Source organism: Myxococcus sp. MH1 (genome assembly GCF_059738865.1).
On record NZ_AP026947.1, the window covers coordinates 2,441,036 to 2,455,315 of the forward strand.

11 protein-coding genes are annotated in these 14,280 nt (G+C 71.6%); 5 read left to right on the forward strand and 6 right to left on the reverse strand.

The genetic code is table 11. The features are described 5' to 3' along the window. Positions 1-164 precede the first annotated feature (164 nt). From AC6JA9_RS10095 to AC6JA9_RS10115, 5 genes are all read left to right on the forward strand, one after another. Positions 165-800, forward strand: a complete 636-nt coding sequence (locus AC6JA9_RS10095; RefSeq protein WP_483577258.1) for an SRPBCC family protein — start codon at positions 165-167, stop codon at positions 798-800. A 125-nt stretch (positions 801-925) separates the two neighbouring features. Beyond that, positions 926-2,998 carry an alpha-amylase family glycosyl hydrolase gene (locus tag AC6JA9_RS10100; RefSeq protein WP_497959578.1) on the forward strand — a complete coding sequence of 691 codons (2,073 nt, stop codon included), beginning with the start codon at positions 926-928 and terminating at the stop codon, positions 2,996-2,998. Between the two features lie 117 nt (positions 2,999-3,115). Then, entirely contained in the window at positions 3,116-4,702 is a 1,587-nt protein-coding gene (locus tag AC6JA9_RS10105) for a fibronectin type III domain-containing protein (protein WP_497959579.1), read from the forward strand. A 63-nt stretch (positions 4,703-4,765) separates the two neighbouring features. Further along, positions 4,766-5,155: a BlaI/MecI/CopY family transcriptional regulator gene (locus tag AC6JA9_RS10110; RefSeq protein WP_223747971.1), complete on the forward strand. Its 390-nt coding sequence runs from the start codon at positions 4,766-4,768 to the stop codon at positions 5,153-5,155. Next, positions 5,152-6,744 (forward strand): M56 family metallopeptidase, encoded by a 1,593-nt coding sequence (locus AC6JA9_RS10115; protein WP_408891404.1) that lies wholly within the window; start codon positions 5,152-5,154, stop codon positions 6,742-6,744. Before AC6JA9_RS10110 ends, AC6JA9_RS10115 begins: the two co-directional genes overlap by 4 nt. Before the next feature lie 7 nt (positions 6,745-6,751). Here the strand turns inward: AC6JA9_RS10115 and AC6JA9_RS10120 are convergent, their stop codons facing one another. The 6 genes from AC6JA9_RS10120 to pru form a co-directional block, all read right to left on the reverse strand. Continuing rightward, positions 6,752-8,011: a PAS domain-containing sensor histidine kinase gene (locus tag AC6JA9_RS10120; RefSeq protein WP_223747973.1), complete on the reverse strand. Its 1,260-nt coding sequence runs from the start codon at positions 8,009-8,011 to the stop codon at positions 6,752-6,754. A gap of 129 nt (positions 8,012-8,140) precedes the next feature. Next, entirely contained in the window at positions 8,141-9,817 is a 1,677-nt protein-coding gene (locus AC6JA9_RS10125) for an isovaleryl-CoA dehydrogenase (protein WP_223747974.1), read from the reverse strand. Positions 9,818-9,904: 87 nt separating this feature from the next. After that, positions 9,905-10,378, reverse strand: a complete 474-nt coding sequence (locus AC6JA9_RS10130; RefSeq protein WP_426747684.1) for a Csu type fimbrial protein — start codon at positions 10,376-10,378, stop codon at positions 9,905-9,907. Beyond that, complete coding sequence (locus tag AC6JA9_RS10135) at positions 10,362-12,671, reverse strand: fimbria/pilus outer membrane usher protein (RefSeq protein ID WP_497959580.1); 2,310 nt, start codon at positions 12,669-12,671, stop codon at positions 10,362-10,364. Before AC6JA9_RS10135 ends, AC6JA9_RS10130 begins: the two co-directional genes overlap by 17 nt. After that, on the reverse strand, positions 12,668-13,447 hold the full coding sequence (locus tag AC6JA9_RS10140) for a fimbrial biogenesis chaperone (RefSeq protein WP_408891402.1): 780 nt from the start codon (positions 13,445-13,447) through the stop codon (positions 12,668-12,670). The genes AC6JA9_RS10135 and AC6JA9_RS10140 overlap by 4 nt, the downstream gene beginning before the upstream one ends. Before the next feature lie 15 nt (positions 13,448-13,462). Beyond that, complete coding sequence (gene pru, locus AC6JA9_RS10145) at positions 13,463-13,990, reverse strand: fruiting body development fimbrial-like coat protein PRU (RefSeq protein WP_497959581.1); 528 nt, start codon at positions 13,988-13,990, stop codon at positions 13,463-13,465. Positions 13,991-14,280 lie beyond the last annotated feature (290 nt).

Here is a 14,280-nt window from a genome sequence, read left to right on the forward strand (position 1 = left end):
TTTCGGGTACTTGGGAAATCGTGGAAAAGCCCGGGGAGCGTGTCGATCCGAGCCTTGCTCGTTCGTCGCGAAAAAAGAGTGGCGAGTGGCGCGCTCGGTCCACGGCCCGGGGGGGCCTTCAGGAGAGGTCGGACCGAGCGCGCGCCACTCCTTCGAGGAGCTTTATGAAGAAGACACCCGGAGTCCTGTTGGCGGTCATCGTCCTGGGCTTGTTCGTGGCCATCAGTCGCAGGTCGGACACCTTCCGCGTCGAGCGCACGGCCCACATCCAGGCTCCCGCCGAGCTCGTCTTCACGCTGGTCAACGACTTCCGCTCCTGGGAGCAGTGGTCGCCGTGGTGGAAGCTGGAGCCCACGCAGCAGGTCTCCCTGACGGGCGCTGCCTGGGGCGTGGGGGCCGTCTACGAGTGGCGGGGCCAGCGCACCGGCTCCGGGCGGATGGAAATCGTGGAGAGCCGCCCGTACGAATACGTCCGCATCCGGGTCGACTTCCTGGAGCCCATGCGCGCCACCAACACCACCGAGTACACGCTGACGCCCGCGCCGGGCGGAGTGGCGCTCACCTGGGTGATGGCCGGTGAGAACACCTTCGCGGGCAAGGCGCTCCAGCTCTTCTCCAGCATGGACGAGGTGATGGGGCGCGACTTCGAGCGGGGCCTGGCCGACATCAAGCTCGTGGCCGAGTCCCTCCGGGGCGCCGCGAGGCCCTCCGTGGGCGACGCGGGCTTCCGCGGCGACAGCGACTCGCGGGACGCCGCGCTCGACGTCGTCGTCACCCGGCAGCGTCAGAACCACGAATAACGTGTATTTGTTATCAGGCGGAGACGGCTCCGAGGACGGCCGCGGCGCCGTGACACATGGGACACGCAACCTTGGGGGCTCCTGGCCGATACTGAATCTGGATTTCTCCAGACAACGGCCGAGACATGTCACCCCGGATTCCCCCACCGAGCCGTCCCGCTGCCTCCTCCACGTCCTCGCAGGCCCGCTCCTCGGAGTCCGAGGCACAGCCGCCCCAGGCCCTGTCCCGCCCTGGTGGCGCGGGTGCGCGCGGACCTGGGGTGAAGGACTTCTTCGACGACGCCCGCCAGAAGCGCAACGCGGAGGCGAAGCGCGCGCCCACCCAGGCCTCGCAGGTGGACCACGGGCCGGTGGCCCGGGCCTTCTCGCGCAAGGACGGCAGCCTGCTGGCGACGCCGCTGGTGCCCAGCGCGGCGACGGTGCCCACCCAGGCCTCCAGCCGTCCGGGCATGGGCGCCATCCCCTACGACGGCGGCACGACGTTCCGCGTGTGGGCGCCCAACGCGCAGCGGGTGCAGGTGGCCGGCGACTTCAGCAACTGGCAGTCGGTGGAGCTGCAGCGCGAGCCCAGCGGCAACTTCTCGCTCGACGTGCCCGGCGCGAAGGCGGGCGACCAGTACCAGTACGTGGTGCAGGGCAAGTACGGCGACTGGCGCTGGAAGGGAGACCCGCGCGCCAACGACGTGACGAACTCCACGGGCAACTCCGTCGTCGTGGACCACAAGGCCTACGAGTGGAAGCACGACTGGGAGTTCAAGATGCCGCCCTGGAACGAGGCGGTCATCTACGAGATGCACGTGGGCACGTTCAACGACGAGCCCGGCTGGGGCCCCGGCAACTGGCAGAGCGCCATCGACAAGCTGGACCACCTGAAGGAGCTGGGCATCAACGTGGTGGAGCTGATGCCGTCGGCCGAGTTCGCCGCGGACTTCTCCTGGGGCTACAACCCGGCCTTCCCCAACGCGCCGGAGAGCGCGTACGGCACGCCGGATGACCTGAAGCGCTTCGTCGACGAGGCGCACAAGCGCGGCATCGGCGTGGTGATGGACGTCGTCTACAACCACCTGGGGCCCAGTGATTTGCCCCACTGGGACTTCGACGGCGAGACGTACGGCAAGGGCGGCAGCTACTTCTACACGGACTGGCGCGCCAAGACGCCCTGGGGCGACACGCGCCCGGACTACGGCCGCCACGAGGTGCGCGACTACCTGCGCGACAACGCGATGATGTGGCTGCGCGACTACCACATGGACGGGTTGCGCCTGGACGCCACCAAGGAGATCCGCCAGGCCAGCGGCGCGAACAACCCCGAGGGCTGGCAGCTGCTGCGCGACATCAACGAGGCGGTCAACCGCGAGTTCCCGCAGAAGATCATCATCGCGGAGGACCTGGGCAACGAGGCGGGCCTCACGCACCCGGACGGCGCCAACTTCGACACGCAGTGGGATTCCAACTTCGTGCACCCCATCCGCGCGGCGCTGACGGCCCCGTCCGATGCGGCCCGGGACATGAACGCCGTCGCCGACGCCATCCGCTTCAAGTACAACGGCAGCGCCAACCAGCGCGTCATCTACACGGAGAGCCACGACGAGGTGGCCAACGGCAAGCAGCGGCTGCCCAGCGAGGTGGGCGGCTGGGACGCGGGCGGCTACCACGCCAAGAAGAGCTCCATCCTCGGCGCCGCGCTCACCATGACGAGCCCCGGCATCCCGATGCTCTTCCAGGGCCAGGAGTTCCTCGAGGACGGCCACTTCCAGGACGGAGATCCGCTCGACTGGAAGAAGAAGGAGACGTACGCCGGCATCAACCAGGCGTACACGGACCTCATCAAGCTGCGCCGCAACTGGAACGACAACACGGCGGGGCTGCGCGGTGAGCACGTCAACGTCCACCACGTGAACAACCACGACAAGGTCGTGGCCTTCCACCGCTGGGACAAGGGCGGCGCGGGCGACGACACCATCGTCATCGTCAACTTCGGCGGCAAGCACCTGTCCGACTACGAGCTGGGCCTGCCCTCCGACGGCACGTGGAAGGTGCGCTACAACAGCGACTGGAAGGGCTACTCCGACAACTTCGGCAACGCGCAGAGCTTCGACGTGGGCGGCCGCTGGACTGGCAAGGACGGCCTGCCCGCCAGCGGCAGCCTCAACAACCTGGGGCCCTACAGCGTCGTCATCCTGTCGAAGGACAAGTAGCCCCCGCCGCGCTTCGGACGCGGTGGGGACTGACCCGGGCCCCTGTCGCTTGAAGGACAGGGGCTCGCCCCCCGTGGACAATGTCGTGTGCGGCGGCCATCCGGCACAACGGCCGGCATGGCCAGAAACACGATGGTGGTGGTGGCGCGCCCGGAGTGGGTTGCGGGCGGCAGTCCCTGGTGGTCGACCTTCAAGGTGACGCTGCTCAACCTGTCGGACGTGGCGGTGGTCAACCCCGCCATCGGCTTCCGGGTGGCGCCCGACCAGGTGGTGCAGAACAACTACGGCCTCGTGTGGCGGCGTCACGGCGACACGCTGACGGGCACGCTGGTGGCCGAGCGCCAGACCATTGCTCCGCGCGCGTCCCAGGAGTTCCGCCTGTCCATCCGGACGGAAGGGGTGCACCGGGGCGCGCTCCCCTCCTGCTTCACCGTGGACGGCGAGCCCGCGGACCCGCCGCGGGATGTCGAGCCGCCCTCGTCTCCCCGGCGCGTGCGCGCGACGCTCGTGGGCTCGCGGCTGCTCACGCTGGGCTGGGACGCGTCCACCGACAACGTGGCCGTCGCGGGCTACCAGGTGACGTACTCGAGCGTGGACCGGGAGGAGTCTCGGACGCTCACGTGCACGAGGCCTTCCATCACCCTCACCGGCCTGACGCCTCGCACCGAGTACCTGGTGTCGGTGGCGGCGTATGACTTGTCCGACAACCTGTCGAAGCTCACGCCTCCGGTGATGGTGCGCACGGCGGCGCCCTCGCCGGACGCGGGAGACTGGGACGTGCCCCGCGCGCCCTTCCTGGACCTGGTGTCCGCGCCCCGGCCCGTCGTGTCGGAGCTGGCGCGGGCGTGCGGGCTGGATGGCGTCATGCTCGGCGGGCTGGGCGTGCGCGCGGGCGGCGCGCGGAAGGTGACGTGGGGCGGACACCTGCGGCTGGTGGACGCGGTGGACGGGCGCTCCCACGAGGCGGAGGCCTCCGTCTCCGACTACGGCAAGGAGGACCTGGAGGCGTTCCGACGAAGCGGGGGCAGGGTGGTGCTGTCCTTCGGCGGCGGCGCCGGGCTGATGCCACTGGAGGTCGAGGAGACGGATGTGGCCCGCCTCGTCGCCACCTACGCGGCCATCCTCCGCAACTACCAGGTCCGTCACCTCGACTTCGCCTTCGACAGCGCGTTCCTCCACGATGACGCGGGCCTGGAGCGCCACGTCGCGGCCATGTCGCAGCTCCTGCTGGTGTGTCCGTCGCTGAAGCTGTCGTACTCGCTGCCGGCGGATGGCGCGCCGGGGGCGCTCGCGGGCTTCAACGACGCCGGAGTGCGCCTGCTCCAGCGGCTGTCCTTGGCGGGAATCGAGCCGTCGCTCGTCAACGGCCTCCTGCTGGAGCTCGGACCGACGGCGCCCGTGGACACCTTCGAGTGCTGTGCCCAGGCGCTCCACGGCATGCACGCGCACCTGTCCGCCGCCTTCCCGCGCTGGGACACGGACAAGGTCTGGCGACGCCTGGGCGCCAGCCCCCTGTTCGGCGGACACCCCAACGGCCGCGACTTCACCCTGGAGCATCAGCGCAGGCTGGTGGCGCTCGCCCACACGCTGCGCCTGGGCTGCCTCTCCGGCCGCGCGGGTGCCCGGGACACGGGCCTGTCCTTCTCACGGTGCATCGCCACCTACCTGCCGGGCGCGACCGCCACACCCGCGCTCACCTCGTGAGCCCCTCCCCGAAGTACGACGCGCGTCGTTGACAACATACGATTCGAGTCGTACTTTGGGGACATGACGACAGAAGCCATTCCCACGGAAGTGGAGCTCGCCATCCTGGGCGTGCTCTGGAAGCGCGGGCCCTGCACCGTGCGGGACGTGCACGAGGCGCTGGGGCGCGAGGACGGCAAGAGCGCCGGCTACACCACCACGCTCAAGCAGCTGCAGGTGATGGCGGCCAAGGGGCTGGTGAGCCGTGACGAGCGCTCGCGCAGCCACGTGTACGCGGCGAGCATCGGTGAGGCGCGCACCAAGCGCCAGCTGGTGAAGGACCTGTTGGAGCGCGTCTTCGGTGGCGCGTCGGGTGAGCTCGCGGTGCAGGCGCTGTCGCTCAAGCCCGCGTCGAAGGAGGAGCTCGAGGACCTGCGCCAGCTGTTGGACGAGGGCAAGGGGGGCAAGCGATGAGCCCGACCTGGCTGATGGAGGAGGGGGCCCGGGTGCTCACGGTGTGGCTGGCCCAGGGCGTGTGGCAGGCGAGCCTCGTCGCGCTGCTCGCGGCGGCGGCGCTGTGGCTCCTGCGCGGCCGCTCGGCGCGGCTCCGGTACGCGGTGGGGTGTCTGGCGCTGGCGGCGCTGGTGCTCGCGCCGGTGGGCTCGCTATTGCTGTCGTCCCCGGAGGCCGCGCGGGGGGAGCCGGCCTCGCGCGCCGTCGAGGTGGCCCCGTCCGGGCTCGAGGGGGCGCGGACGGAGGCTCCGCCCGCGGGTGAGCGCGTGTTCGTTCCCCAGGCGGCGGCATCCGGTGACGTCCTCGGACCGTGGCCCCTGGTGCTCGGCGGGCTCTGGGTCCTGGGCGCGTGCGTGGGGCTGGCGCGGCTGCTGGTGGGCGGCTGGCGCACGTCGCGGCGGCTGGTGCGGCCGGCGACGCCCGTGTCCTCGGCGCTGAGCCAGACGGTGTCGCGCGTCTCGGAGCGGCTGGGGCTGCGGCGCGCGGTGCGCACGCTCGAGTCCCCGCTCGCGCCGTCCCCGCTGGTGGTGGGCGTGGTGCGTCCGGTGCTGGTGCTGCCGCAGGGGGTGGGGGAGCGCCTGTCGTCCGCGCAGCTGGAGTCGGTGCTGGCGCATGAGCTGGCCCACGTGCGTCGTCACGACACCGCCGTCAACCTCCTGCAGTGCCTGGTGGAGACGCTGTTCTTCTTCCACCCGGCGGCGCGGTGGCTGTCCGCGCAGGTGCGGCTGGAGCGCGAGCACTGCTGTGACGACGTGGCGGTGGGCTTCTGCGGCAACGTGCGGCTGTACTCGGGCGCGCTGCTGGGGCTGGAGGAGCTGCGGCAGTCGGGGCCGGCGCTGGTGCTCGGCGCGGGCAGCCATCCGCTGGCGGCGCGGGTGCGTCGGCTGCTGGGGCGCGCGCCCGTGGAGCCGTCGCGCGGCGGGGGTTGGGCCCGGCGCGTGGGCAGCGCCCTGGGGGTGCTGGCCGTCTCCTGCGCGGCCTGGGCGTGGGAGGCTCCGGCGAGCCCGCCCCGTGACGGCAAGGGCATGCTCGCGGCGGGGATGTGCTCGCGCCCCGTGTACCCGAAGGACTTCACCGCCATCGCCACCCACGTGAATGGGGACCGCACGTTGCGCCACCGGCTCTTCGTCTCGCGCTGCGGTCGCATCCGCCTGGAGGACGCCACGGGCGCGTCCGTGTACACGCTCCTCTTCGACGTGGGCACCGGGGAGAGCGCGATGCTGAATGCCCGCGAGCACACCTATGAGACGCACTGGGACGAGAAGGAGCCGGGCCTCCCGCTGCACCTGCCCGGGGGCTGCTCGGCGCCAGGCCCGGGCTGCGAGCGTCAGGCGGAGGAGGCGGTGGCGGGACGTCGCGCCCGGCGCTGGCATCGCGTGCACTCGGCCCATGACACCGTGACGCGGTGGATGGACCTGGAGCTGGGCTATCCCATCCGCGAGGAGTCCGAGCTGTTCGGCACCCTGACGCTGTCGGACATCCGGCTGGTCGAGCACGGCGCCGCGCTCTTCACCCTCCCGAGCGACTACCGGGCGGAGCCAGCGCCGTAGCGGCGCCTCAGGGCGCGGGCTTCGCGGTGGGGCCCACCTTGGCGAGCAGCGCCTCGCGGGGAATCCTCAGCGTGAAGGTGGAGCCGCGCCCCAGCTCGCTCTCCACGTCGATGGTGCCCGCGTGCGCCTCGACGATCTGGTGGGTGATGAAGAGCCCCAGGCCCATGCCGCCGTAGTTGCGCTCGGACACCGCGCGCACGAAGCGCTCGAAGATGCGGCGCTGATGGGTGGGGGCGATGCCAATGCCCTCGTCCCGCACGGTGATGACGGCGTCCGTGTCCGCCACCCTCGCGCTCACGTGGACGGGCTTGCCCGCGCCGTACTTGATGGCGTTGGTGACCAGGTTCGTCACGGCCTGCTCCAGCCGCCGCCGGTCCCACGTGCCCTCGATGGGCCCGGCGACGTCCACGTCCAGCCGGCAGCCCGCGACGTGGGCCTGGGGCGCGTAGCGGACGGCGATGTCCCGCAGGAGCGCGGACAGGTCCATGCGCTCGGGCTCCACCGTGAGCCGGCCCACGTTGATGCGCGAGACATCCAGCAGGTCATCGATGAGGTCCGCCAGCTTGCGCACCTGGCCGCTCGCCGAGGCCAGCTCGCGCGACAGCCTGCCTTCCGCCAGGAGCGCCTGGGGATTCGTCTCCGCGATGCGCCGCATGGCGGTGAGCTTCAGCTGCAGCGGCGTCAGCGGCGTCTTCAGCTCATGCGAGGCCACGGAGAGGAACTCGTCGCGCGCCCGCAGGGCCTCGCGCAGCCGCTCCAGCTCCCGCGTCTCCTCGGCGTGCTTGCGCTGGGTGAAGTCCCGCGTCACCTTGCCGAAGCCCCGCAGCTCCCCGCTCTCGTCGAACAGGGCGGTGATGACCACGTTGGCCCAGAACCGGGTGCCGTCCTTGCGCACGCGCCAGCCCTCGTCCTCGAAGCGGCCCAGCCGGATGGCGGACTCCAGCTCCCAGGCGGGCTTGCCCCAGGCGATGTCCTCGGGGGGATAGAAGCGGCTGAAGTGCTGGCCCAGGATTTCGTCGGCCCGGTAGCCCTTGATGCGCTCGGCGCCCAGGTTCCAGCTCGCGATGTGGCCCTCCACGTCCAGCGTGAGGATGGCGTAGTCGGACACGCTCGCGATGAGCAGCCGGAGCTGGTCCTCCGTGTCCCGCCCGGCGCGGTCCCTCCGCGAGTAGGTGATGACCCCGTCGTTCGAGTTCAGAAGGTGGTCGTTGTCGCCCAAGGTGCCCTCTTCCAGCCGCCAAGAGAACACGTCAGTGTCGACACGCAAGCGTCCACCCCATCCTTTCGTCCGATAGACGAAGGCGTTCCCCTCCTGCCAGGGCGGTGGATGGACCGGAGGCCCCCTCGCCCGCCCTGGGCGAGCAGGCGAGGGAGCACCCCGAGCGAAGCAGCCCGCTCAGGCCGAGGCGTCCTCGCCGAAGGCGCGCTCGACCAGGGCCTTCAACGGCGCGTGGGCGGGCAGCGTCCCGAAGCAGGCGCCGTGGGCGCCGCCCAGCCGCGTCTCGCAGAAGGTGTCGGCGACCTGGCTGTTGCCGGCGCGCAAGAGCAGCGAGGCCTGGAGCGCCAGGGCCAGCCGCTCCACGACGAAGCGCGAGCGGCCCTCCAGCGTGGCCGTGTCGGCGAAGTCCTTGGAGATGCGGGCCAGCTCCGCGTCGAACGCGGGGTGGCCGCCCTGTGCCGCCATCAGCTCCTGGAACAGGGCCTCGCGGCTGGCCGGCTCACGGGTGGCCGCGCGCAGCACGTCCAGGCACTGGATGTTGCCGCTGCCCTCCCAGATGGAGTTGAGGGGCGCCTGGCGGTAGAGCCGGGGCAGGTTGGACTCCTCGACGTAGCCGGCGCCGCCCAGGCACTCCTGGGCCTCGTTGACGAAGATGGGCGCGCGCTTGCACACCCAGTACTTGCCCACCGCGGTGGCCATGCGGGCGAAGGCCGCCTCGCGCTCGTCGCGGGGCCCTGCGTCCACGGCCCGGGCCACGCGCGCCGTCAGCACCGTGTGCGCCTCCGACTCGAGCGCCAGGTCCGCCAGCACGTTGAGCATCAGCGGCTGGTCGACGAGCCTGCGGCCGAACGCCTTGCGGTGGCGCGTGTGGTGGATGGCCTGCACCAGCGCCTGGCGCATCAGGCTGCTGGAGCCAATCATGCAGTCCTGCCGGGTGAGGGCCACCATCTCCAGGATGGTCGCCACGCCGCGGCCCTCCTCGCCCACCATCCACGCCACCGCGCCCTGGAACTCCACCTCCGAGCTGGCGTTGCTCCAGTCGCCCAGCTTGTCCTTGAGCCGCTGGATGCGGATGGCGTTGCGCTCGCCGTCCGGCGTGAAGCGCGGCAGGAGGAAGCACGACAGTCCGCCCTCGGCCTGGGCGAGCACGAAGAAGGCGTCGCTCATGGGCGCGGAGAAGAAGAACTTGTGCCCCACCAGCGAGTACGGATTGCCGGGCCCCTTCTCGCCCAGGCGGTGGGCGCGCGTGGTGTTGCTGCGCACGTCGGAGCCGCCCTGCTTCTCCGTCATGCCCATGCCGATGGTGACGCCCGTCTTCTTCTCGGACGGGATGAAGCGCGGGTCGTACGACGGCGCGGTGACGAGCGGCAGCCACTTCTGGGAGAGGCCCGCGTGGTGGCGGAAGGTGGGCACACACGCGTACGTCATCGTCAGCGGACAGCTGGTGCCCTGGTCCGCCTGGTTGTGCAGATAGGACAGCGCCATGCGCGCCACGTGCGCCCCGGGCGTCTGCTCGTGACGCCAGGCGAAGTTGGGGATGCCGTGGGTGATGGCCGCCTCCATGATGCGGTGGTAGGCGGGATGGAACTCCACCTCGTCCAGCCGGTGGCCATAGCGGTCGAAGGGCTTGAACTTCGGCTTGTTCTCGTTGGCGAGGAAGCCCTGCTGCATCAATTCGCCGCCCACCAGCGGGCCGTACTTCGCGATGTCCGCCTCCGCCCAGCCGCCGCCCTCGCGGTGGATGGCCTCCCGCAGGGGCAGGTCGGTCTTCCAGGCGTCGTACACCAGGGGCGGCGCCTGATTGGTGACTTCATGGGTGGCGAAGGTGGGCGCGAGGGGGGCTGAAGAACTCATGGGGGAAGGATAGGCGAGCGCCCCAGGTCGGGCGAGCGCAACCTCCGCGCCGGCTCGCACCCGAAGTGAGGGAGCGCGGTGTCCCCGTCAGAAGGTCATCGTCATCACGAGCGTGTCGGAGTAGGTGCCCGCCGGGACGGTCTGCTGCGCGGGGATGCGCCCGTAGATGGGCACGGTGACATCGATGGCGAGTAGGGGGATGACCGGCCCGTAGCGCGAGGTCCCCGACACGCCGTTGCCCCAGACGCGCAGCCGCGCCGCGTCCAGGTAGAGGTTGTACGCGAGCGTGCTGGAGGAGGGGCCCTGCATGCGCCGGTTCGCGTAGGTGCTCGAGCCCCCCGCGCTCAGGTCGATGGTCATTGGCGTGAGCTGTAGCAGACATTGGTAGGTGATGCTCCCCGCGGTGTCGAGCGGGAGCGGCGAGGTGGGGGTGTAGTTGGCGAAGTTCAGCCCCACCGCGCTGCGAATCTGGCACGCCGCCCGTGCCTGTCCCGGCGCCAGCAGGCCCAGGCCCGCCAGCACGAGTGCCCCCGCTCCCAGGGCTTCACTTCGACGCCTCATCCACACACCCCACGGTTCCCAGGTCGATGACCTGGCCCGCGAGGGATGGGACCTCCAGTGTCGCGGCGCATCGTCCACCGGGGTGGGTGACGTGTGCCACGTGGCGTCCGGGTGGGATTCCCACCAGTTCGAACTCACCATGCCAGCCGATGGGCGAGCTGTAGCGCTGGCCGTCCACCACGAGCTCGAGCTCGCCGTGCGCGGGCGTGGCCTGTCCGCCCTCGAGCACCAACGTGCCCCGGAAGGCGCGCACCGAGTCCACCTGGAAGTCGAGCACCACGCCGCCCCGTCGCCACGGCGCCACCAGCTTCTCCGTGGTGCGCACGTACACCTCCAGGGGGAGGTCCCCGTCGGTGAGCGACAGCCGGTTGGCGCCGTACGCCTGCAGCCGCGTCACCATCAGCTCACCGCGCGAGTCCGTATGGCCGATGAGGTGGTTGTCCAACCGCACGCCCACGCCCTCCACGCCCTCCACGCGCACCAGCGCGTAGCCCTGGTCCACCGCGCGCGTGGCGTGGATGCGCCCGCCCAGGGCCACCAGGCCGCCGGACACCTCGGCGGCGCCCACCAGCACGCCCTGGCGCCACTCCGCGCCGCCCGCATAGCGGCCCACGTCCGTCTCGTACTCGACGCGCGCGAGCGCCCGGTCCTGCCGCCCCGCCTGCGCCTGGACCTGGAAGCCCAGGCCGCCCTCGAGCGGGATTCCCCGCGACAGGTCCACCGCCGTGTCGCCGCCGCGCTGTCCCTGCGTGTGACCCACCGTGCCCGAGGTCCTCGCATCCAGGATGGCCGTCAGGTGCACCATGCCCTCCAGCGCCGAGGGGCCGCGGGACTCCTGGTTGCGGCTGGCCGAGAAGGAGAGCATGGCCCGGTCCATCACCTGGGCGGACGTGGACGCGCCCAGCCACGTCGTCCACCCGCGGCCCTTCCAGCGCGTCACCGCGGCCTGTCCCCCCAGGCTCACGCGGCTGCCCAGCGCCACGAAGAGCGAGCCCCCTGCCTCCAGCCTCGGGTGCGCCCCTGGCGCCAGGCTCGCGTTGGCGTAGTGGGGGCTGAGCGCCCGCGTGAAGAGCGAGCCCCCCGCCCACCGCCCCTGGAGCGAGTAGCCCAGGCCGGCCGCGAGCCCCGTGCGCCGCTCGCTGACGCTCAGCGCCTGCGACACCTCCAGCTCCCCCAGCGGCAGCTGCAGCCACTGCACCGCGCCCGTGCTGACCAGGTCCGGTGACAGCTCCAGTCGCACGCCCGGCGTCAGCCACGACGTGGCGCCCATCCGGAAGTGGCCCAGCATCAGCGGCCGGCCGTAGTCGAAGCTCTCCGTGGCCAGCGACTCGCGCTCGACGCCGAGCGACAGCTGGTAGTCCGCCACCCCCGGCGCGAGCAGCTGCGCGCCCAGCGAGTACGCGGCGCTGACCTCGCGCGTGCGGCCGAAGGCGTCGCGCACCACGTAGCGCGCGGTGCCCTCGCCGCGCGGCACGGCCAGGTTCTCCAGCCGGTAGGGGCCCGGCGGCAGCTCGCTGCGGCTCACCAGGCGGTTGTTGACGTACACCTCCAGCGTCGACGGCGTGGTGACGTCTCCGGCCAGGTCCTGCACCGGGTTGCGCACGAAGTAGGGGTTGAGCTCGAACGAGCGCAGCACGTGCGCGCCCGCCACCACCGCGCCGCCTCCCAGCACGCCCCCGTAGCCCGTGGCCTCGCCGGCGATGGCGCGCAGCATGTGCTCGGGGAAGTCCACGGTGAGCTGGCTCAGCCCCCGCAGGGGTGTGGTGCCGGGGTTCCAGCGCGCCTGGGTGGTGAGGAGCACGCGGCCCAGCGACGCGCCCGTCTCGCCGAACAGCGACACGCGCGCGTTGCGGGCATGGGCCGCGTAGTTGACGAACGCGCTGGGGCTGCCCGTCAGCGCGTAGCCGGGCGGCGCCGCGGGGCTCAGGTTCACCCGCGTGGTGGCGAAGGCCCAGGCGGGCAGCTCGCACACCAGCTCCGTGGTGCGCTCGTCCAGGTGGAAGCGCGCGCCCAGCGACTGGAGCGAGACGTAGTCCTGTCCCTCGATGCGCTCCACGCCCGCGCCCAGCCTCCCCACGTCGACGCCCGCGGCCTCCAGCGCCTCGACGGGCATCAGCACGTCCTCGCCCCGTGGCATGGGGAAGGCATCGCCCCGGGGGACACCGTTGAGCGTCAGCCCGACGACGATGGGCGCCTGGACGGTGGCGGGCTCCACCGCGCGCGCACGGCCCCCGTGCAGCGCCAGCATCAGCGCCAGCGCCGCCCACGAACACCTCGCTGTCGCACGGCTCATGGGACGGCGGGCGCCACGCAGGGGACGGAGGCCTTCACGGGCGAGGACTGGCGGAACACGCCCTGGTCCGTCTCCACCTCCACCTCCAGCGAGCGGATGCGCTGGCACTGCGCCGCGGGCGTCTCCAGGGCGAAGACGCGCGAGCCGCCCGACAGCACGTACCAGCCGGGCTCCTCCTTCTCCACCAGCCGCTGGCCCTTCTCATCCAGCCCGCGCACGCGCGCCTGGCGGATGAAGAAGCTGACGGTGCCCGGGTTCTTCACCCGGAAGTGGAACCGCGACTGGCGCAGGTCCACCTCCTCCACGCGGGCCTGGAGGTCCTTGTGCTGGGGCGCGACGAACACCGGCACCGAGACGCGGGTGAGGATCTTCAGGCCCATGCTCGGTGGCACGGGGCCGAAGGGTGGCAGTTCCTCCACGATGAGCCGGAAGGTGCGCTCGGTGTCCCGGGGAGCCGAGGAGATGCCCACCCGGATGGGGCGGGACTCCCCCGGCTCCAACGTCAACATCGACGGGAAGAAGAACACCTCCTGCGTCGGCTCGAGGCTCATGCGCCCGGTCTCGTCCTGGGTCCACGTGTGCATGGACGCCTGGAAGCGCGTGGTCTCGTCGCCCAGGTTCTTCACCGTCACCACCACCCCCCGGGCGCCGCCGACGAGCTCCAGGCGCACGGGGTTGACCTCGACGGAGGCGGCGAGCCCCGGGACGGGCAGCGCGAAGAGCCACAACGCCCACCAGCGCAGGTGGCGGGCCCAGGAAGACAGACGCGGATGCATGGTGCCTCGGGTGGCTCAGAAGGTGATGGTGGCGACGACGGTGTCGTTGTACGTGCCGGACGGGACGACCTGCCCGCGCGTCACCGTGCCGTAGACAATCACCGGCGTGGACAGGCCCGTGCCGATGTACGGCAGGCCCGTGCCCGCGGTGTTGCCCCACACCACCAGGCGCGCCAGGTCCTGGTAGAGGTCATAGGCCAGGTAGTCATTGGAGTTGGTGTTGCGCATGCGACGGCGCGGCACCGCGTCCGTCGAGCCCGTGGCGGCGTGGGTGCCCTGGCCCAGCGTCACCACGGCGGTGCCCAGCAGGGTGCACTGCACCGTCAGGGTGCCGGTGCCCAAGAGGTCGATGCCGCCCGCGGAGTTGATGACCACCGGGTCGTAGTTGCCGAAGTTGAGCGTGCCGGAGTTGATGGTGCACGCGGACGCGACGGTGGCCGTCACGGTGAGGTTGGCGGTGGCCGTGGCGGCGTCGGCGCTCGTGGCGGTGAAGAGGGCCGCGGCGGCGGTGGCGGCGGCGAGGGTGCCTTGAATGGCTTTCATGTGAATGGCTCCAGCGGCGGACGGGGGAATCCCTTCCGTGGCGTCTGGCCATTGCAGACTGGGCGCCAACGCCCGTGGCGCCAAGGCGGCCAGGCGTGGGGCGCCTCGCACTTCACGCTCGCGGCGTGGAGTGCATGGCACTGCCGGCCCCGCGGGGCCGCGGACTTTCCACCGCCTGTCGTCCGCCGGGGCGAGGGAACCCCGGGCGCGCCTCGGGTCGCCCGGGTGTGCGGGCCCGGAGGGTGGGCGGGTTTCCCTCTCGGGCCCGCCGCTTTCCCTCCCGGGCCCCA